18 protein-coding genes are annotated in these 19,710 nt (G+C 63.3%); 3 read left to right on the top strand and 15 right to left on the bottom strand.

The genetic code is table 11. The features are described 5' to 3' along the window. Positions 1-617 precede the first annotated feature (617 nt). The 9 genes from P0M12_RS26895 to tkt all read right to left on the bottom strand — a co-directional run bounded on the left by P0M12_RS26895 (position 618) and on the right by tkt (position 9,759). On the bottom strand, positions 618-938 hold the full coding sequence (locus P0M12_RS26895; protein ID WP_003944891.1) for a TfoX/Sxy family protein: 321 nt from the start codon (positions 936-938) through the stop codon (positions 618-620). A 27-nt stretch (positions 939-965) separates the two neighbouring features. Beyond that, the gene (locus P0M12_RS26900) at positions 966-1,688 is read right to left on the bottom strand and encodes an AAA family ATPase (protein ID WP_118607249.1); all 723 of its coding nucleotides are present in this window, start codon (positions 1,686-1,688) and stop codon (positions 966-968) included. 32 nt (positions 1,689-1,720) lie between these two features. Continuing rightward, positions 1,721-2,065 (bottom strand): DUF1801 domain-containing protein, encoded by a 345-nt coding sequence (locus tag P0M12_RS26905; protein ID WP_054801926.1) that lies wholly within the window; start codon positions 2,063-2,065, stop codon positions 1,721-1,723. Between the two features lie 25 nt (positions 2,066-2,090). After that, positions 2,091-3,011 (bottom strand): SDR family oxidoreductase, encoded by a 921-nt coding sequence (locus P0M12_RS26910; protein WP_064075321.1) that lies wholly within the window; start codon positions 3,009-3,011, stop codon positions 2,091-2,093. A 325-nt stretch (positions 3,012-3,336) separates the two neighbouring features. Then, complete coding sequence (pgl, locus tag P0M12_RS26915) at positions 3,337-4,077, bottom strand: 6-phosphogluconolactonase (RefSeq protein ID WP_007727943.1); 741 nt, start codon at positions 4,075-4,077, stop codon at positions 3,337-3,339. Further along, positions 4,070-4,978: a glucose-6-phosphate dehydrogenase assembly protein OpcA gene (opcA, locus tag P0M12_RS26920; RefSeq protein ID WP_003944921.1), complete on the bottom strand. Its 909-nt coding sequence runs from the start codon at positions 4,976-4,978 to the stop codon at positions 4,070-4,072. The genes pgl and opcA overlap by 8 nt, the downstream gene beginning before the upstream one ends. Further along, positions 4,978-6,522: a glucose-6-phosphate dehydrogenase gene (zwf, locus tag P0M12_RS26925; protein ID WP_003944956.1), complete on the bottom strand. Its 1,545-nt coding sequence runs from the start codon at positions 6,520-6,522 to the stop codon at positions 4,978-4,980. The genes opcA and zwf overlap by 1 nt, the downstream gene beginning before the upstream one ends. A gap of 4 nt (positions 6,523-6,526) precedes the next feature. Beyond that, the gene (tal, locus tag P0M12_RS26930) at positions 6,527-7,651 is read right to left on the bottom strand and encodes a transaldolase (RefSeq protein WP_039972890.1); all 1,125 of its coding nucleotides are present in this window, start codon (positions 7,649-7,651) and stop codon (positions 6,527-6,529) included. A 5-nt stretch (positions 7,652-7,656) separates the two neighbouring features. Then, complete coding sequence (gene tkt / locus P0M12_RS26935) at positions 7,657-9,759, bottom strand: transketolase (protein ID WP_277377097.1); 2,103 nt, start codon at positions 9,757-9,759, stop codon at positions 7,657-7,659. A gap of 201 nt (positions 9,760-9,960) precedes the next feature. Here tkt and P0M12_RS26940 point away from each other — a divergent pair, with 201 nt between their 5' ends. Next, positions 9,961-10,944 (top strand): heme o synthase, encoded by a 984-nt coding sequence (locus P0M12_RS26940; protein ID WP_003944994.1) that lies wholly within the window; start codon positions 9,961-9,963, stop codon positions 10,942-10,944. 56 nt (positions 10,945-11,000) lie between these two features. Here P0M12_RS26940 and P0M12_RS26945 read toward each other — a convergent pair whose 3' ends face one another. Next, positions 11,001-11,966 carry a quinone oxidoreductase gene (locus P0M12_RS26945; protein ID WP_021332986.1) on the bottom strand — a complete coding sequence of 322 codons (966 nt, stop codon included), beginning with the start codon at positions 11,964-11,966 and terminating at the stop codon, positions 11,001-11,003. A gap of 83 nt (positions 11,967-12,049) precedes the next feature. On the opposite strand from P0M12_RS26945, the gene P0M12_RS26950 reads away from it, so the two are divergent. After that, positions 12,050-12,412 carry a hypothetical protein gene (locus P0M12_RS26950; RefSeq protein ID WP_003945032.1) on the top strand — a complete coding sequence of 121 codons (363 nt, stop codon included), beginning with the start codon at positions 12,050-12,052 and terminating at the stop codon, positions 12,410-12,412. Positions 12,413-12,475: 63 nt separating this feature from the next. On the opposite strand, the gene P0M12_RS26955 is transcribed toward P0M12_RS26950, so the two are convergent. From P0M12_RS26955 to mptB, 5 genes are all read right to left on the bottom strand, one after another. Next, a complete protein-coding gene (locus P0M12_RS26955) occupies positions 12,476-13,450 on the bottom strand; it encodes a heme A synthase (RefSeq protein ID WP_021332987.1) in 975 nt (324 codons plus the stop codon). Positions 13,451-13,700: 250 nt separating this feature from the next. Then, a complete protein-coding gene (locus tag P0M12_RS26960; protein WP_277377934.1) occupies positions 13,701-15,095 on the bottom strand; it encodes a hypothetical protein in 1,395 nt (464 codons plus the stop codon). Positions 15,096-15,142: 47 nt separating this feature from the next. Next, on the bottom strand, positions 15,143-15,997 hold the full coding sequence (locus P0M12_RS26965) for an ABC transporter permease (RefSeq protein WP_080712737.1): 855 nt from the start codon (positions 15,995-15,997) through the stop codon (positions 15,143-15,145). Beyond that, positions 15,994-16,935: an ABC transporter ATP-binding protein gene (locus P0M12_RS26970; protein ID WP_003944819.1), complete on the bottom strand. Its 942-nt coding sequence runs from the start codon at positions 16,933-16,935 to the stop codon at positions 15,994-15,996. Before P0M12_RS26970 ends, P0M12_RS26965 begins: the two co-directional genes overlap by 4 nt. After that, positions 16,932-18,686, bottom strand: a complete 1,755-nt coding sequence (gene mptB, locus P0M12_RS26975; protein ID WP_003944776.1) for a polyprenol phosphomannose-dependent alpha 1,6 mannosyltransferase MptB — start codon at positions 18,684-18,686, stop codon at positions 16,932-16,934. The genes P0M12_RS26970 and mptB overlap by 4 nt, the downstream gene beginning before the upstream one ends. 130 nt (positions 18,687-18,816) lie before the next feature. On the opposite strand from mptB, the gene P0M12_RS26980 reads away from it, so the two are divergent. Next, entirely contained in the window at positions 18,817-19,563 is a 747-nt protein-coding gene (locus P0M12_RS26980; RefSeq protein ID WP_076948451.1) for a metalloregulator ArsR/SmtB family transcription factor, read from the top strand. Positions 19,564-19,710 lie beyond the last annotated feature (147 nt).

Raw genomic sequence — 19,710 nt, forward strand, 5'->3', positions numbered from 1 at the left:
TCCGTGCCCGCGCAAGACTGGGCAGATCTTTGCGCGAGGACCGTCGAGCGCCTACTCGTACGAGCCGCTCTCCGGTCCAACTCTTCGAGTGTTCGGGACCCAATTCCTTGTTCTGCTACTGCATTCCTTGTTCTGCTACTGCGCAGAATGCGCGAAACAGCAAGGGATCTGGTTCGATCGTGGGCTACTCGACTATTTTGGGTAGGCGAATCCCGGGGGCACCTGGTGGCGACCCATCCACAAGTCACTCGCGGTCCCACCGGTGGCCGGTTGATTCTAGACATCAGTAAACCAGCGAGATCGGCTCTGCGCGTAGATAATTTCGTGTCACGTTCCCGCACTACCGCGGGAGTTACACGTGCCCCTCATCTTCCTTTTGGCGGCGGTCGTCGCCATCCTATGAGCAGTCATTGCGCTGCTGCTTATCCCCGTTGTGTGCACGGCACTGTGGGGCTGCCCGCAGCGCAGTGCAACAGCGCGGTCTGTACTTCGCGACCGGCTAGGTGCACTCAATATCGCGAACCGTCGATCTCTGTGCCCTCCGGAGATGGCGCGGATCGCTGCGACACTGCGCGAGCAGGGTCTCAGCAGCTACCTTTAGCATCGCGCGCTAGCTGTCAGTGAACGAAGTCCAGAGCTTCCTTGATCCACGCGTTGAATTCGACGTTCGAACTCGTCCCGGTTCGGTCGACGACGATCCATCCCTTGCTCATCGGCTTACCCCGCATCTCGGGCCAGCTTGCACCCTTGTGCGTCAGAAGCTCGTCGACTCGATCGGGGTCACACCGAACCATGATGTTGCCGTGTGAGTTCGCACTGGCGGCCAGCTTCCCGTTCACCATGAAGCTCAGCCCACCGAACATCTTTACTTCCTCGACGTCGTCCTCGCCCGAGAGCGCATCGCGGATACGCTCAGCCAGCGCTTTGTCGTATGCCATGGAGGCCTCCTGGGGTGGAGTTCCAGGTTAGATCAGATGGCGCAGGTACGTGTGCGGGTCGTGAAGGAACCGCTGCCAGTTCGACACCAGATCGAGGTCCTCCCAGCTCGAGGCTCGGATTCCCCATTCTCCGATCTCGAGCAGGTTGGCGTTCGGCAGCGCCGCGATGATCGGCGAGTGCGTCGCGATCACCGCCTGCGCGCCGGATTCCACCAGCTCGCCGAGCAGCGCCGCCAGTGTCAGGGTTCCTTGGAAGGAGAGTGCGGCATCGGGTTCGTCGATGAGATAGAAGCCGCCGTCGGAGGTCCTCGACGACAGGATCTCGAGCAGCGCCTCACCGTGGGAGAGGTGATGGTAAAGCGGTTCAGGTCGCTTGGGATTGGGGTTGTCCTCCAAGTACGTGTACAAACCGTGCAGGGTTTCGTCTCGGAGGTAGTACGCCCACTTCGATGCTCCGGGACTCCGCTCGATCACAAGGTCGAGGCCGCCCGGTTCACTCGATCGAGTCTGATGCCGCGTATTGGTCGACCCGCCTTCGGCGTTGAGACCGAGAACGGCGGCAATAATTTCGATGACGGTCGACTTTCCCGCTCCGTTTTCGCCGACCAGAATGGTGACACCCGGTGGAAGCTCGAGACCGTGCTGAACGATCTGCGCGACTGCAGGCACCGTCATCGGCCAGCTGCCTACGTCGGCGCCCGACGATGGCCCGGCCTTGATGCGGCGGATGGGTTGTCTCTGCACAGCCATACGTTCTCACAAGGCTCCGACGAGAACGGACGTTAGTGGCGCTGCGCGAGCAATTCGACGATCCGAGCCACGAGATCGAGAGGGATCGGTCTGTTCAGCGGGAACTTCACGGTTGATTTCGCAGCCCGGTAAGGGTCGACGGACTTCTCGAACTCGGCGTCACCCGCCGGGAGCGGGTACATCGAGATGTGGTTTTTCCAGCCTGCGAAGTGAATCAGGTTCTTTCCGTTCACCGTCATGGTCGGCATCTGATAGCTGATGGTCTCATCGAGGCCTGGAACCGTGTTGTGAATCGTCTCGCGGATACTCTCGAGGGCTGGTTGCACGTCGGTGGGAAACGAAGCGATGTATTCGTCGATCGTCACGAATTCGGCCATGCGCGGATCATAATCGCAGCCGGATTCATTTGGTCCGCCAGAAATCGGGGCGGCTGCCGTCCGCGTCGGTGAACCCGTATTCCGTTCCGAGTTCGCCTGAACTGACCGATCGCTGATTCCATCGCTGTCGATTCGGATCGGCAGCGATGGCCGCGATCGCACGTCCGATGAATCTTGGTGACTCGGAGCGTGCGAAATCCGCGGGCGCAGTCGGACCATCCCGCTCCGGCAACAGAGCGTCCCGCCAATTCGATTCGCCGACACCAAAATTGTCCAGCATCATCTCCGATCGCAGGAACCCGGGAGTGATGGCGACGGCAGTACATCCGAACGGGGCAAGTTCGTGGCCTTGCGAAAATGCGAGCCTGTTCACGGACACCTTGGCCAAGTCGTAGAACACCGAGATACGATAGTTCGATGCGTTGTATTCGGTAGTGCCATCGGTTATTTCGGCGACCAGTCCGCCTGGCCTATCGGTCATGAGCGGCAGGAGGTGGTGCGACGTGGTGATGTGGGTGTCGATCGCCAGGCGCAGAATGTGAAACCCCTTGTCCAGATCGTGTTCCCATACCGGCGTGTTCCACTCCGCCGGCCCACCCTTGAGTAATTCCGCGCCCCAGATGTCGTTGACCAAGATGTCGATATGGTGATAGTCGATTCGCAAGCGTTCGGCGAGATCAGCCACTTGTTTGCTCTTGAGATGATCGACGGCAATCGGCACGCCGACGCCGCCCAGTTCGGTGACCAACTCTGCCGTCTCTTCGATGGTCTCTCCGCGCGGATAGTCCGACTGAAGAATTCCGGCAGATGTGCTCCGACCAGTGCAGATGACGGTTGCACCGGCCTCGCCCAAGGCCGCGGCGATTCCGCGTCCGGCGCCCCTCGTCGCCCCGGCAACTACAGCCACTCGCCCGCGAAGTGCGTCCGGATTCGGTGTCCACGACATTGTTCGATTGTTCTCGCCTGGATTGCTTCGTTCAAGAGTGAACGCGATCTGCGGAACCGAACCTTACTTCGCGGCGTCCAAGGTAGTAATCACTCGGATGAAGGAGGCAGGGGGAGAGATGAATCGTTGTGTGGGGCGCAGTGCCGGTTGGAGAAACGGGATCTCGGGATTGAGTTCCGTTCCGTCAAAAGGAAATTCGCATCGGATCCGGACTCGGCGGGTAGTCGAAAGTCGCCACGGTGAGAAAGTCGTCGACGTACCACCAAGCCGGGAATCGCCGGAAGACGATTCCCGACCGGTGTGAAATCAGATCTGTGAAATCAGATCAGGGAAGCTGCGAGGCAGCGTCCGTATCGAGGAACCAACGTGTCGCAACCAAACCGGTGGCGCCGGCGGACGGCCAGTCCTCGGCCGAAGCACCTCCGACGGCTTTGGCAACGGCCTCGGCCTTTGCAGCACCCGAGACGAGCAGCCAGACCTCTTTGGCTCGCCGAACAGCAGGCAACGTGAGGGTGATCCGCACCGGTGGCGGCTTGGGGGAGTCCGTCACCGCGACTACGAAACGCGCTTCTTCGCGAACAGCGTCGGTGTGCGGGAACAACGAGTTGACGTGTCCTTCGCCGCCCATACCGAGCAGGTGCACGTCGAACGTCGGAACCTGATTCCCGTGTGCCTGAGCGCCCAGCAGTTGTTCGTACGCCGTCGCCGCCCCGTGTGGATCACCGTCGTAGATACCGTCGGATGCGGCCATCGCATGTACCCTGTCGGGATCGACCGGCACATGATCGAGAAGCGCCTCACGTGCTTGCACTTCGTTCCGCTCGGGATCGCCGGACGGCAGGAACCGTTCGTCGCCCCAGTACAGATCGATCTGCGACCAGTCGATGTCGCCGGGAGCTTCACGCAACTTCTCGAGAAGTGCGATGCCGGTTCCACCGCCAGTCAGCACGATGGACGCAAACCCGCGAGCCTTCTGGGCATCGACGATGGTCGTGACCAGGCGTGCGGCGGCAGCGTCGACAAGTTGGCCGGCGTCGGAAAACTTCTCCACGACAACATCACTCATAGGTCACCTTCTCCAATCCGGCCAGAGCTTCTTCGTAGATCTCGTCCGGATCGAGCCGACGCAATTCCTCGGCGAGGCAATCGCGTGTCTCTCGACGACCCAGAGAAACCAGCGCGTCAGGCTGACCGGTGCGGATCAACGTAGCGGTCGTGCCCTCCTGCGGACGACTGATGGAGATACTGCGGGTCTCGAGCTTCAACTCGACCGTCAGCTCACCCGTACGTCGAATGACCGGACCGTCGATCTTGGCCGCCAACCAACCGGCGAGAATATCCAGTGCCGGTTCGGTTTTGAGACCGGAGACCACCGCTGAGGTGATCTTCTCGTGCGGCGGCTGATCGAGAGCCGACGCGAGGAGCGCGCGCCAGTAGGTGACGCGACTCCAGGCGAGATCGGTATCGCCGGCGGTGTACGACGCGAGTCGCCCCTTGATGGTGGCGGTCGGATCGGGGGCGCCGGTGGCATCGGTGATGCGCCGTATCGCGAGCTTCCCGACGGGATCCTTGGCCGGAATCTCGGGTGCCTCGAGGGGCCACCACGCGACTACCGGTGTATCGGGGAGCAGGAACGGGATGACGACGCTGCTCTCGTGATCCGCAAGCGGACCGTAGAGACGCAACACGACAACCTCCGAGGCGCCGGCGTCCCCGCCGACACGGATCTGAGCATCGAGCCTGGGCTCACTCTGCTCGTCGCCACGCAGAAGCACGATGACGCGGCATGGGTGCTCGCGGCTTGCTTCGTTGGCGGCCTCGATGGCTTCCTCGGCATTCCCGGTGTCCCTGGTGCAGACGACGAGCGTCAACACTCGTCCCAAGGTGACAGCGCCGCCGGTCTTACGTACCTCGACCAGTTTCTTGCTGACCTGGACCGTGGTGGTGGACGGCAAATCGAGAATCACTAGGGTCGCCTCCATTCGCGTCCGGTGCGTTGCATCATTTCGTCCGCAGACGGTGGTCCCCACGTTCCGGCCTCGTAGGGTTCCGGCTTACCGCCGGCAGCCCAGTGTTCGAGGACGGGATCGAGGATTTCCCAAGACAATTCGACTTCGGCGTTGACCGGGAAGAGTGACGGCTCACCGAGCAACACGTCGAGAATGAGTCGCTCGTACGCCTCCGGTGACGACTCGGTGAAAGCCTGGCCGTACGAGAAGTCCATGTTGACGTCACGGACTTCCATGCTCGATCCGGGAACCTTCGAACCGAACCGCATGGTGACACCCTCGTCGGGCTGCACGCGGATGACCAGAGCGTTCTGGCCGAGGTCTTCGGTCATCGTCTTGTCGAACGGTAGGTGCGGTGCACGTTTGAACACCACCGCGATCTCGGTGACACGGCGTCCGAGTCGTTTGCCCGTGCGCAGGTAGAACGGCACACCCGCCCAGCGGCGGGTGTCGACCTCGAGGGTGATGGCGGCAAAGGTCTCCGTGATGGAGTCCGCTGCGAAGCCGTCTTCTTCGAGGAGCCCGACCACCGGCAGCCCACCCTGCCAGCCGCCCGCGTACTGGCCGCGTGCGGTGGTCTCGTCGAGGGGCTCGGCAAGGCGAGTGGCCGAGAGGACCTTGATCTTCTCCGCCTGCAGATTGAGCGGCTCGAAGCTGATGGGTTCTTCCATCGCCGTGAACGCGAGCAACTGCAGCAGGTGGTTCTGGATCACGTCACGGGCCGCGCCGATGCCGTCGTAGTACCCGGCGCGTCCACCGAGGCCGATGTCCTCGGCCATCGTGATCTGAACGTGGTCGACGTAGTGCGCGTTCCAGATCGGATCGAACAACTGGTTCGCGAAGCGCAGAGCCAGAATGTTCTGGACGGTTTCCTTACCGAGGTAGTGGTCGATACGGAAGACCGTGTCCTCGGGGAACACCTTGTTGACGACGGCGTTCAGTTCGCGAGCGCTCTCGAGGTCGTGGCCGAACGGCTTCTCGATGACGACTCGTCGCCACTGACCGTCCTCGGCCTGCGCGAGGCCCGACGCCGACAGTTGCTCGAGCACCTGAGGAAACGCGTTGGGCGGAATCGCAAGGTAGAAACCGTGATTGCCGCCGATACCACGTTCGTTGTCGAGCGTTGCCAACGTGTCGGACAGGTTCTGGAAGGCCTCGGCCTCGTCGAAACTGCCCTCCACGAACCGGATACCTTCAGCGAGCCTCTCCCAGACGTCCTGACGGAACTTGGTGCGAGCACCGTCCTTGACTGCTTCGAGGACGACGTTCGCGAAGTCCTCGTCCGTCCAGTCACGCCGGGCGAACCCGACCAGAGCGAATCCGGGCGGCAACAGTCCACGGTTGGCGAGGTCGTAGATGGCGGGCATGAGCTTGCGCCTGGCAAGGTCGCCGGTAACACCGAAAATCACCAGGGCGCAGGGCCCCGCAATGTGCGGAAGCCGTTTGTCGGTGCTGTCCCGAAGGGGATTCACCCAATCTGATGCCGCCGCGGAATCGCTCACAGGCTCAGCTCTTCTGGGTTGCTGCGCGGAGCTGCTCGGCGGTTGCGTCGAGCAACTCGTTCCAGGACACCTCGAACTTGTCGACGCCCTCTGTCTCGAGGACCTTGAACACGTCCGCAAGATCGATGCCGACTGCAGCGAGCTGATCGAAGACCGCCTGTGACTCCTGAGCGGTGCCCGAGATCGTGTCGCCGGTGATCTCGCCGTGGTCGGCGAGAGCGTCGAGCGTCTTCTCCGGCATGGTGTTGACCGTGTTCGGCGCAACCAACTCGGTGACGTAGAGAGTGTCAGGGTAATCCGGGTTCTTCACGCCGGTCGACGCCCACAGCGGACGCTGAGCCTTGGCGCCGTCGGCCAGAAGAGCCTGGAAGCGCGGCTGCACCTCGAAGATCTGCTGGTACGCGTTGTACGCCAGACGCGCGTTTGCGAGTGCAGCCTTGCCACGAAGCTCGAGGGCTTCCGGCGTGCCGATTGCCGTGAGGCGGTTGTCGATCTCGGAATCCACGCGGGAGACGAAGAACGAGGCGACCGACTCGATGGACGAGATGTCGCGGCCGGCAGCCTTGGCGGTGTCCAGACCTTCCAGGTATGCGCCCATGACAGCTTCGTAGCGCTCGACCGAGAAGATCAAGGTGACGTTGACGCTGATGCCCTCACCGATCACCTTGGCGATGGCGGGAATGCCTGCCAGCGTCGCGGGGATCTTGATCAGGACGTTCGGACGATCGACGATCTTGTGCAGCTCGATCGCCTGCGCGACGGTGGCGTCGGTGTCGTGAGCCAGGCGAGGATCGACTTCGATGGACACGCGGCCGTCGACGCCGTTCGACGCCTCGAACTGCGGAGCCAGGATGTCGCACGCAGCACGCACGTCGTCGGTGGTCACCGCGGTGATGGTGGCGTCGACATCGGCGCCGCGCTGTGCGAGCTCACGGACCTGAGCGTCGTACGCCGATCCCTTGGACAGTGCCGCCTGGAAGATCGACGGGTTGGTCGTGACACCCACGATCGACTTCGTGTCGATGAGGTTCTGCAGGTTGCCGGACTGGATGCGATCCCGCGAGAGGTCGTCGAGCCAGATGGAAACGCCTGCAGCGGAGAGCTTTTCGGTATTCACGTTCTGTGTCATCGAGATCATCCCTTCACAGCTGCGAGGGAGCGCTGCGCGGCTTCGACAGTCGCGTCGGCAGTGATGCCGAACTCCCGGAACAAGGTCTTGTAATCGGCGGAAGCGCCGTAGTGCTCGAGCGAGACGGCCTGACCGGCGTCGCCGAGGATGCGCCACCACGGCATCGCGATGCCGGCTTCGACGGACACACGCGCGCGCACGGCGGGCGGAATGACCTCGTCGCGGTACGCCTGATCCTGCTCGAGGAACCAATCGAGGCACGGCACGGAAACGACGCGGGTTGCGACGCCCTGAGCTTCGAGGGTTTCGCGAGCCTCGGTGGCCAGATGCAGTTCGGAACCGGTCGCCAGCAAGATGACCTCGGGCGAACCGTTGGCTGCGTCGACGAGGACGTAAGCGCCGCGCTTGACACCCTCGGCAGCCTTCTCCTTGGTGCCTTCGAGAACCGGGATGTCCTGGCGAGTGAGTGCCAGAGCCGTCGGGCCCGTCTTGTTCTCGAGTGCTGCCTGCCATGCGAACGAGGTCTCGTTGGCGTCACCCGGGCGGACGACGGCGAGGTTCGGGATCGCACGAAGAGCAGCGAGGTGCTCGACCGGCTGGTGGGTCGGGCCGTCTTCGCCGAGACCGATGGAGTCGTGGGTCCAGACGTAGGTGACGGCAGTCTTCATCAGTGCGGCCAGGCGAACCGCCGGACGCATGTAGTCGGAGAAGACCATGAAGGTTCCGCCGTACGGGCGGGTGGGTCCGTGAAGCGCGATGCCGTTGAGGATCGAGCCCATCGCGTGCTCGCGGATGCCGAAGTGGAGCGTGCGGCCGTAAGGCTGCGCATTCCAGTCGTTGGTGGAGATGGAGAACGGGCCGAACGAATCTGCGCCCTTGATGGTGGTGTTGTTGCTGCCGGCGAGGTCGGCGGAGCCGCCCCACAGCTCGGGCAGGATCGGTCCGAGCGCGTTGAGTGCCGAACCGGAGGCCTTGCGAGTCGCAACGCCCTTGGCGTCGGCCTCGTAGGTCGGGAGAGCGTCGGCCCAGCCGGCGGGGAACTCACCGGCGAACAGGCGGTCGAAGAGTTCCTTGCGCTCAGTCTCACGTGCAGCCCACGCGTCGAACTCGACCTGCCATGCCTTGCGTGCGTCGGCGCCGCGGGAGACGACCTCACGGGCGTGAGCCAGAGCGTCGGCGTCGACGTCGAAGGACCTGGCCGGATCGAAGCCGAGGGCTTCCTTGACCGCTGCAACTTCGTCGGCACCGAGAGCGGAGCCGTGGACGTCGCCGGTGTTCATCTTCTTCGGAGCCGGGAAACCGATGATGGTGCGGAGCAAGATGATGGAGGGACGATCGACGACGGCCTTGGCCGCGGCAACCGCGTCGAGGATGCCGGAGACGTTCTCGCCACCTTCGACGTGCTGAACGTGCCAGCCGTATGCCTCGTATCGCTTTCCGACGTCTTCGCCGAGAGCGATGGTGGTGTCGTGCTCGATGGAGATCTTGTTGTCGTCGTAGAAGACGATGAGGTTGCCCAGTTCCTGGACACCGGCGAGAGACGAGGCCTCGGACGTAACGCCTTCTTCGATGTCACCGTCGGACGCGATCACGTAGATGTGATGGTCGAAGGGGGAGGAGCCGACCGGGGTCTCCGGATCGAACAACCCACGCTCACGACGCGCAGCCATCGCCATACCGACTGCGGACGCAAGGCCCTGGCCCAGCGGACCGGTGGTCATCTCGACGCCGACGGTGTGGCCGACCTCGGGGTGGCCGGGGGTCAGTGCGCCCCACGTGCGGAGAGCTTCGAGGTCAGCGAGCTCGAGACCGTAGCCCGACAGGTAGAGCTGGGTGTACAGCGTCAAGGATGAATGGCCACAGGAGAGAACGAAGCGGTCACGGCCGACCCATTCTGCATCCGAAGGATCGTGGCGCATGACGCGCTGGAAGAGGGTGTATGCCAACGGCGCCAAGCTCATTGCAGTTCCGGGATGGCCGTTGCCGACCTTCTGAACCGCGTCGGCGGCGAGCACGCGGGCGGTATCGACAGCCTTGGTGTCCAGGTCGGTCCAGTCCGAGGGGTGGACGGGTTGCGTGAGGACGTGGATCTCGTCTGTGATCGACACTGGCAGATGTCTCCTGACATGGTGTACGTGGATTGCGAGGGTGGGGTGTCCCTCCACTGCGTAACCCAGCCTAATGGTCCTGGCTGTCCGGGTCGATTCGGTTCCTCAATGGCTGCGGTCTACCATCGTTCGTAGTAGAGAACAGTGTCAGCAGTGTGTCGTGAAGAGTTAGTGCGGTAACGCGTGGTGCAAGGAGAGAACGTGCGGACAGGGCAACAGCCGAGCGGACATGGCTTCGGCAGCCCAGGTGCCGCCCCGCGGGCGACCAATACCGATACGGTGTGGGGTCGCGCAACGGGCAAGGTTCTGGCTTATATCGCGCTCACGAAGCCGCGAGTGATCGAATTGCTGTTGGTGGCAACCATTCCGGCAATGCTGCTGGCCGATCGCGGAACAGTCGACATCGTTCTGATCCTCAGCACCCTCTTCGGTGGCTGGATGGGCGCGGCGAGTGCGAACTCGCTCAACTGCGTCGTCGACGCCGACATCGACAAGGTCATGAAGCGCACGGCGAAGCGTCCGCTGGCCCGCGAGGCGGTGCCGACGCGCAACGCGCTCGTCTTCGGGCTCCTTCTCGGACTCGCGTCGTTCCTGTGGCTGTGGTGGCGAGCCAACCTCTTGGCCGGCATCCTCGTCGTGATCACGATCGCGTTCTACGTCCTCATCTACACGATGGTTCTCAAGCGTCGTACCTGGCAGAACGTCATCTGGGGTGGCGCAGCCGGATGTATGCCCGTCCTTGTGGGCTGGGCCGCTGTCACCGGTTCGCTGAGCTGGCAGCCCGTCGTGCTGTTCCTGATCATCTTCTTCTGGACGCCGCCGCACACCTGGGCGCTGGCGATGCGATACAAAGAGGACTACAAAGCTGCCGGTGTTCCCATGCTTCCGGTGATCGCCACCGAAGAGCACGTCACCAAGCAGATTCTGTTCTACAGCTGGGCAATGGTCGTCACGACGCTTGTCCTCGTGCCCGCATCGGGAGTCATCTACGCCGCCATCACCATCGTTGCCGGTGCGTGGTTCCTGCTCATGGCACATCAGCTGTACCGCAGCGTTCGCGGTGGTGCCCAGGTCAAACCGCTCCGCCTGTTCCTGCAGTCCAACAACTATCTTGCGATCGTGTTCGTCGGCCTCGCTGTCGACTCGGTTCTCGGACTGCAGACGATCAGCGACATGCTCAGCTGATTCTGCTGTGCGCCTTTATTAACCGCGGGCGGTTAATAAAGGCGCACAGCACTTCGCTAGGGGATCAGAACGATCGACCCGGTCGTTGCTCGACCTTCCAGATCCCGATGCGCTGTTGCCGCATCGGCGAGGGGATACTCGGCGCCGACGCGAATATCGAGTTTCCCGGCCGCAATGGCGTCGAAGACATCGCCGGCACGCCAGGTCAGTTCCTCTCGAGTGCGAATGTGATGCGCGAGCGTCGGACGCGTCAGGAACAGCGAACCCGACGAATTGAGCCGCTGCGGATCAACCGGCGGAACCGGTCCACTGGCCGCACCGAACAAAGCGACCGTGCCGCGGATGCGCACGGAAGCCAAGCTCGAATCAAAAGTTGTCGCGCCGACCCCGTCGTATGCCGCCGCTACTCCTTCGCCGCCGGTCAACTCCCGGACTCGCGCTGCGATGTCCTCGTCGTACCGCAGAACCTCCGAGGCACCCGCGCCGCGCGAGAGTTCTTCCTTTGCATCCGATGACACAGTCGTGATGACCTTCGCCCCGAGGCTGACGGCCATCTGCGTCAGGATCAACCCGACGCCGCCCGCGCCTGCGTGCACGAGCACGGTGTCGCCGCTCTGGATCGGATACGTCGACTTCGCGAGGTAGTGCGCCGTCATCCCCTGCAGGAGCGCCGACGCTGCGGCCGATGCAGGGACACCGTCAGGCACTTTCACGGCGACTGCGGCGGGAACAGCCACCTTCTCGGCATAGCTGCCAGTGGCAGCGGCCCACGCGACCCGGTCGCCCACGGAGAATTCGTTGACGTCGGAGCCGACAGCTTCGACAACACCGCTGCCCTCGTCGCCGGGAATGTAGGGGAGCGGACGCTTGTACTGGCCCATTCGGAAGTACGTGTCGATGAAATTGATGCCGATCGCTTCGGTCTTGACGAGTAGATCGCCTGGGCCGGGTGTCGGTTCGGGTTGTTCGGTCAGAGTCAGAACGTCTGGTCCGCCGGTCTCGGTCACGTAGATGGCTCGCATGGTTTCTGTTCTACACCCGAGGCGGCCGACGCTCAGTCCATGCCTGGTGTCGCTTCCGGGCTACCGACCAGTATTGTCGAGTCATGAGCACCGATACCGAGAAGTCGGACGCCACCCCGTCCGCGCCGGAACTGCCGAAGTCCACGGTGAACGCCATCACCAAGTTCGTCGCCGAGCACGGCGGCTCCGCCAGCGCCGTCATCCAGCCGGTCGGCCTGGCCGGCGTTCGCATCACCCTCGTAGGTGCCGACGGCATCCTCGGTGATCAGGTCGTCGAGGACCTCGCCACGGCAAACGCGGTCGTCGCGTCCTTCGACAACGTCACCGTCGCCGAGTGGGAGCGCGAACTGACGAGCATCGTCACCCCGCAGGAAGGCCATTTCAAGAAGATGGCCGGTTGGGTCGCCAACCAGACTCGGTTCCCGAAAGCTCGCAACGAATCCTGAAATGACGTGTGGGGCGTAGGAACACCTTTTGGTGTTCCTACGCCCCACACGTGTCTTGAAGCGTCAGACAGCTGGTATGGGCGAATTGGTCGGCGTGTACTGGCGGGTCTTACCCGCAGCCCAAACTGCTGCGGTCGCAGCCGTGCACAGTCCCGCACCGGCGACGTGCATGATCACCAGAACTTCCGGCACATCGGTGAAGTACTGCACGACACCGATGAGCGACTGCGCGAGGATCAGTCCCAGCAGGACCTTCAGACGGATCTTCACGGCTGCGGATGTCCCGACCGCATACAGGCCGAAGGTCAGACCCACGACCAGCGCGAGATATCCGACCAGAAGCTGTGAGTGCAGATGGACTAGCGTCACGATCTCGATCTCCAGGCGAGGCACCGTCCGGTCCAGCCCCTTGTCGCCGGCGTGCGGGCCTGCGCCCGTTACGAGAGTTCCAGCGACCAAAACGCCGGCGAGCGCGACACCTGACAGCGCGGTAAGCCAGCGCAGCGGCTTCGGCATCACGACCAGAGTTGTTGCTTCGTCGGGTTCCGCGATCTTCGCGTACATCACCGTGGCAACCCAGACCATCAGCATCGACGCAACCAGGTGAATGGCGACCGTCCACCACAGCAAGCCTGTGAGGACGGTGATACCGCCGATCACTGCCTGAACGACAGTGCCGAGCGGCATCATCCAGGCGTAGACAAGCACCTCTTTGCGTCGGCGAGCGCGAGTCACCGCAAGCACGATCGCAGCGGCGACGATGACGACCAGGAAGGTCAGCAGGCGGTTGCCGAACTCGACGGCTTGGTGAATCACCGCGACCTGTCCGTGGCCGACCGGGACGAAGCTACCGGGGAAGCACTGCGGCCACGTCGGGCAACCGAGTCCCGAGTCCGTCACGCGCACCACCGCGCCGGTGACAGCGATGCCGCCCTGCGTCAGGATCACGATGAACGCGATGATTTTCTGCGTTTTCAGCGAGGGGAGAGGTAGTCGATCCACCAAGCGTAAAAATCCGGCATACACACGATTCACCACGCCAACGATCGTAGTTCCCCATCAACTACACAGTGTCGTTGGGGCCAGCTCGCTCCGCGCCTGCCCCGCGTCGTTGGGGCCAGCTCGCTCCGCGCCTGCCCCGCGTCGTTGGGGCCAGCTCGCTCCGCGCCTGCCCCGCGTCGTTGGGGCCAGCTCGCTCCGCGCCTGCCCCGCGTCGTTGGGCCCCCTCGCTCCGCGCCTGCCCCGACTCGTCGAGACCAGAACTGCGCAGCCGTGGGGCCAGCTCGCGTCAGTTCGCGCGAACTCGCACGATTCCCGAGATCGTTCCCTGGAAGTACTCGCCCGACTCGGTGATGAGTGCAGACATCTGAAGGGTGTCGTTGAGGATGGTCGACGGCAGGGGAGTCGAACCTATCTGCGCCCCGTCCTTCGAGTCGATCACCGCGAAGGAGTAACCGTCCAGCGGAGAGGTGTTCGGAGCACCGTCCCGTGTCACCGTGTAAATCGAGCCGTCAGCCGTCGAGAGGTGGGGTACCGCGGAGCTACGAATCGTGTTGTCCCACACGACATGGCAACCGGCCGGATCGATGTCGACGCGGGTCATTCCGCCGTTGAAGGGTGCCGTGGCGGGGACCGCTGGACCGGCACCTTCAGGAGTCGTGGGGTACGGGTATCCGTAAGTGCCGGCGACGTAGACGGAATGACCGATGCCGACGGGGGAGTTCTCGCTGCCGCTCGGTGAGCCGTCCTGGCTGGCAGCGGACAACACCGGCTGCGTGCACACCTCGGCGCCCGTGTCAGCGCGATAGACATGCAAGCTCACTGTCGGGTGGGCGTTGTCGACGATGGTCAAGAAATCGCTGCCCGTCGACGGGCCGAAGTATGTCGGCGTCGATCCGGTTCCCCAGCTGAGCTGACCCGGATTACGGGCCGGCCCGCGGTCGTACGGCTGACGCCAGTCGATGACGACCTCGTCGCCATTTCGCTTCAGTTGGTAGAGCGCGTGGGTCGTTGCGACGGCAGTGCCCGTCGGGGAGGTGGAGATGCTGTTCTGCACCTGTTCACCTTCGGGGAGCGCAATGCTGTGCGCGATTCGATCCGCGCCGACATACCCGACGGTGCCGTGCCCGGTGGCGAACCAGACATTGCCGTCCCAGTCCGGAGCGAGGCCGGTGACGTTGTCGTCGGCGGCAACCGCACCACTGAGATCGATGACCTCCGCGAGTTCCAGCCGCCAACTGCCGTCCGGATTCTGCGCATGGGAAATGCGGACCAGTTGACGGTTTCCGTCGACGGCTACGAGACGGTTCTCGTTGTCGAGGTAGGCGTAGACGCCGCCGAGCAGACTGCCCTTCGCGAGCGGCAGTTGTGCTACGGATCTACCCAACGGCGTGGCGTCGGCCTTCGGATCGATCAAATGGATGGTCGGGATCTGGCCGATCATCGTCGTGCAGAGCGAGACGACCATGCCGTCGGAACCCTGGAGGACCGTCGGGCAGGCGGCCATCATCGGGAAAGCTGTCACCTCGTGTGGGCCGGTTCCTGGACCAGGCAGCGGCGTGACGTCGGACGAGCCCGCGTCACCGTGCATGGTGGAAGTACCGACGGGACCGAGGTACGGATTTGCAGGTGCGAGGGGACCGGACACCGAAGGGGTCGCCGTTGCGGGTCCGGCACACAACATGACTGTTGCGGCCACACAGCCGACGATCTGAGCTGTCCGTCGTGTACTCACGTGAACTTGAACCACCTTGCTGCGCAGACTCCGGCCACTGCGGCCCAGATGAGAAGTACGAGAATCGAGAACCAGTCCATCGAGGTGTCGAGGGCCGCTTCGAGTGCGTGTGCGAGAGCGCCGGACGGAACAATGCGGACCAGCGTGTGGACGGCGGTCGGAAGTTCACCACTGGCGAAGACCACACTGCCGATGCCCACCATGATGAACCACAGGATGTTGGCGAGAGCGAGAACGATCTCTGCTCGCAAAGTACCGCCGAGCAGTAGGCCAAGCGCTGCAAATGTGACAGTACCGATGGCAATGACCACTGCGCCGAGTACAAGTTCGACGAACGACGGACGCCATCCCAACGCCAAACCAATAGCGCCGAGCAAGAGTGACTGCAGAGCCACGACGATGATGACGGCAGCGCTCTTGCCTGCGATGATTCCCCACCGCGGTAGCGGCGTTGCACCGAGTCGCTTGAGCGCGCCGTATCGGCGGTCGAATCCGACGGCGATGGCCTGTCCGGTGAACGCCGTCGACATCACGGCAACCATCATGACACCAGGGAGCACGGTATCGACCCGAGAATCGCCCAAATCGCCGATCGGGAGTAGACACAGTCCGATGAGCAGGGTGATCGGGATGAACATGGTGAGCAGCAACTGCTCACCGTTGCGGAGCAGAAGAGTCAGCTCCAGTTTGGTCTGCGCCGCCAGCATTTTGGCCGCCGAATTGGGGCGGGGATCCGGCGAGAAGGTGCGTGGCTCGAAGCGGTTCTCGGCGAGCCGTCGGTCTCTGGCAACGCTGATGGGACTGCTCTGGCCGTTCGACGCTGTTTCGTTCATGACCTTGATCTCCGTCATCCCCTCAGTTCCCGGCCCGTCAATTCGAGGAAGACGTCTTCCAGACTCCGTTGATCGACGCGAATGTCGTTGATCAGCACGTCCTGATCGGCACACCACGTCGCAACTGTTGCCACGGTTGCCGGATCGATTGCACCTTCGACGACGTAGGTGCCGGGGTTGGATTCCTCGATGCGGAACCCGGGGAGTGAACCGGCCAGCGAATCGAGGCTCAAACCGGGAATCGTCGTCAGACGGAGTTGTCCTTCGGCGCCCTTGCTGGTGACCTCGGCCGGCGTTCCCGACGCGACGATCTTGCCGTGGTCGATGATGACCAGTTCGTCGGCGAGCGCTTCGGCCTCGTCCATGAGGTGTGTGGTGAGCAGGACGCTCACGCCGTCGCGTCGCAGAGCGTCGATGAGTTCCCACACGAGCAGGCGCGCCTGAGCGTCGAGGCCGGCGGTGGGTTCGTCCAGAAATACCAACTCGGGACGCCCGACCAGCGCGCACGCCAGGGACAGTCGTTGCTGCTGGCCTCCGGAGAGGCGGCGGTACGGGGTCTTGCGCGCATCGGTGAGGCCGAGTTTGGAAAGGAGCCAGGCGGGATCGAGCGGGTCGGCCGAGTATGCGGCCACGAGGTCGAGCATTTCCCCGGCCTTGGACCCGGGGTACGCGCCGCCGCCCTGCAGCATGACGCCGATTCGCGAGCGGACTTCACCGGAGTCGGCGATGGGGTCGAGACCGAGCACTCGAACCGTGCCGGCATCGGGGGTGACAAACCCTTCGCACATCTCGACGGTGGTTGTCTTACCGGCTCCGTTGGGGCCGAGCAGGGCAACGACCTGGGCCGTCTCGACAGTGAGATCGATACCGTCGACGGCTCGAACACCGTCGAAGGACTTGACGACACCCTGGATCTGTACCGCCGGCGTCGACGATCTGGAGGCTCTCGAGGTCACGGGGAATCAGCGTAAGCCCCCGCCGAGTTGTCTTCGTCTACCGGTCCGCCTTTCGTGATCTCCGCTACTGGCTTGTCGCTACGCCAGGGGAGTGAATTGCGGGTGAAGACGATGAGCGTTCCGGCGGTGAGGATGGTCGCGATGACGGCCTGCACGATCATGAACGGAAGGTATTCGGCGCCGTTGGACATCAACATGACGCTGACGATCGAGGTGAAGACGACGGCAGGGATGCGGAAAATCGGCGCGGTGGCCCACGCCGCCAACGGAAGGATCGCCCACAGCAGGTACCACGGCTGAACGACGGGGAACAGGAGAACGATCGCGCCGAGCGCGATGCCGAGTCCGCCGACCGGGTGGATGCGGCCCATGTACACCGAGATCATCATCCGTGCGGTGACGAGCATGGCGACGAGAGTTGCGATGGGCCGCGTGATCGTGAGGATCGCCGTCGTGTGATCGCCGAGTCCGAGTAGTACACCGGCCAATCCCGTGCCGACGCCCAGGAGCGTCGGGATGGACATCCAACTCCGGACTGCCGTGGCGGTGTCGAGGGTGTTGATCCAACCCATACCGAGCCCACTGGCCACGCTGATGACAAACGTGACGACAGCGGCAACGATGCCCAGGAGAATCGCGGCTCCCGCCAGGGCTTTCCAGGTTCCACCCCAACGCCGAGCCAAGGCCATGCCGACAAATCCCAGCGCAAGCAAGGACGGAATTTTGACGGTCGACGACAACGCGATCAAACCTGATCCCGCAACGAGATAGAACAGCGCTCGCCCACGGATGGGCCCGGACCCTTCGACTGCGCGGAGGGCGATCTCGATTCCGGCGAGCATCAACCCGAGCATGAGCGCTTCGTTGTGGATGCCGGCCACCAAGTGGAAGAGCAACAGCGGGTTCGCGGCACCGAGCCAGAGCGAACTGACGGCAGAGACACCGCATCGCTTGGCCAGTCGCGGTATCGCCCACACGATGAGCGCGACGCCGGCCAATGCGAGCAAGCGGTGCAAGAAGATTCCGGCCACGATGTTGTCGCCGGTCAGTGAGCTGATCCCGCGTCCCAGCCACAGGAAGAACGGACCGTACGGAGCCGGGGTGTCGCGCCAGATCGTCGGAACCGTGCGGGTGAGAACGTGGTCGACGCCCAGTGCCGCCTTGGGGCCGATGGCGTACGGATCGAGTCCACGGGCCGCGATTTCGCTTTGAGCCAGATACGAGTAGACGTCGCGGCTGAACATCGGCGGTGCGACCGAGAGCGGCAGGATCCACAGCAGGAGTGTGCGGTCCAACTGGGAACGGGTCATGCGCCGCGGTGCGCCGGAACGGCTGCGTATGTCCCCGACTGCAAATCGGCCCATCATCAGCCAGGCCAGAACGACGAGCACGGTTCCGGTCATCGTCATGGTGAGTGAGACCGTCGGCATACGTCCGGGAAGGCTGAGGACTCGAAGTCCTGCGGTCGGATTCTGCAGGACGGGTTGTGCGCCGGCGCCGAGCGCTCCGACTGCCATCAAGACCGCGCCGGTTGCGCCGAATCGGCGAATCCCTCGCAGTTGTGCGGTTTCCTTCGCGTTCAGGCCAGGGCGCTCGTCCTCGTCGCCGTGCAGCACCGCGGCCATACTCTGCCGGGGAGCGGATCCGAAAGGTCGAACGCCGATTGTGGAAAGCGCGAGTGCCTTGGGTTTTTCCAGCAGGATCGCGCGCGCCGATCGCGCGGTCGTCGTCTTCTCGGGGGTCTGCGGCACACCAGGCAGCGTAGCGGCTCCATCCAGCCGGACAGACAAGCACAAACAACGTACGTTGTCCGGATATTCCCGAATGTAATGCAGGTTGCCCTTAGTAGACCTGCGAAAAGAATTCCGTCACACTTGTGTTGTGAAAAGAAATGCGTCAGACCCTCGAAGCAAGGAAGTTGCAGGTCAGCCCACTGTAGCGACCTCGCCGAGTGCTGCCGCAAATCCGGTGACGGTGAGCGTCGAAGGCCAGACCCGGGCCGCAGTGGTCAAGCTGCTACTCGAAGAAGGCCCCATTACCGCCTCCGAAATCGGCACGCGCCTCGGTTTGAGTGCCGCAGGTGTCCGACGTCACTTGGATGCGTTGATCGAGTCCGGCGAAGCCCGTACCGCTTCGGCGGCGTCGCTGCGTCAGCGCGGACGAGGTCGTCCCGCCAAGCAGTTCCAGATCACCGCGACCGGCCGCGGCCGCCTCGGCCACACCTACGACGATCTGGCGGGAGCCGCGATGCGGCAACTCCGTGAAATCGGCGGAGACGCGGCAATCGAGGAGTTCGCCAAGCGTCGGGTTCAGGCGATCGTCGGCGACGTCGAACCGGCTGATCCGACAGATGTCGACAACGTCGAGGCGACAGCGGACGCAATCGCCGAAGCCTTCAACGCGGTGGGGTTCGCAGCGTCGACCCGGCCGGTCGGCAACGGCGTGCAGATCTGCCAACACCATTGCCCGGTTTCCCATGTGGCAGAAGAGTTTCCGGAACTGTGCGAGGCAGAGCAGCAAGCATTCCGGCAATTGCTCGGGACTCATGTTCAGCGTCTGGCGACCATCGCCAACGGTGACTGCGCCTGCACGACGCACGTGCCCCTCGTGTCCACCGGGAGTAGATGACCGGACCAGAGTGTTCTACAGAGCGTTGCCACCGTGCAGCGTTCGAATAGAGATTTTTCAGCTAGTTCTTCAAAGTCAGAACTGCTCGACCACAGCGACCAGCCCTCGCTGAACCCGAGCAGCCGTCAAGAAACAAGACTCCGGAAG

It is taken from the genome of Rhodococcus sp. RCBS9 (assembly GCF_029457415.1).
Taxonomy (GTDB): Bacteria; Actinomycetota; Actinomycetes; order Mycobacteriales; family Mycobacteriaceae; genus Rhodococcus_F; species Rhodococcus_F qingshengii.

What these genes read in the sequence shown, in the direction of transcription:
- P0M12_RS26910 (WP_064075321.1), bottom strand. Translation starts at nt 3,011, where the DNA reads ATGTCGTGGACACCGAATCCGGACGCACTTCGCGGGCGAGTGGCTGTA.
- P0M12_RS26950 (WP_003945032.1), top strand. Translation starts at nt 12,050, where the DNA reads ATGAGCACCGATACCGAGAAGTCGGACGCCACCCCGTCCGCGCCGGAA.
- P0M12_RS26895 (WP_003944891.1), bottom strand. Translation starts at nt 938, where the DNA reads ATGGCATACGACAAAGCGCTGGCTGAGCGTATCCGCGATGCGCTCTCG.
- P0M12_RS26965 (WP_080712737.1), bottom strand. Translation starts at nt 15,997, where the DNA reads ATGACGGAGATCAAGGTCATGAACGAAACAGCGTCGAACGGCCAGAGC.
- P0M12_RS26905 (WP_054801926.1), bottom strand. Translation starts at nt 2,065, where the DNA reads ATGGCCGAATTCGTGACGATCGACGAATACATCGCTTCGTTTCCCACC.
- pgl (WP_007727943.1), bottom strand. Translation starts at nt 4,077, where the DNA reads ATGAGTGATGTTGTCGTGGAGAAGTTTTCCGACGCCGGCCAACTTGTC.
- tal (WP_039972890.1), bottom strand. Translation starts at nt 7,651, where the DNA reads ATGACACAGAACGTGAATACCGAAAAGCTCTCCGCTGCAGGCGTTTCC.
- P0M12_RS26945 (WP_021332986.1), bottom strand. Translation starts at nt 11,966, where the DNA reads ATGCGAGCCATCTACGTGACCGAGACCGGCGGACCAGACGTTCTGACT.
- P0M12_RS26900 (WP_118607249.1), bottom strand. Translation starts at nt 1,688, where the DNA reads ATGGCTGTGCAGAGACAACCCATCCGCCGCATCAAGGCCGGGCCATCG.
- P0M12_RS26960 (WP_277377934.1), bottom strand. Translation starts at nt 15,095, where the DNA reads ATGTTGTGTGCCGGACCCGCAACGGCGACCCCTTCGGTGTCCGGTCCC.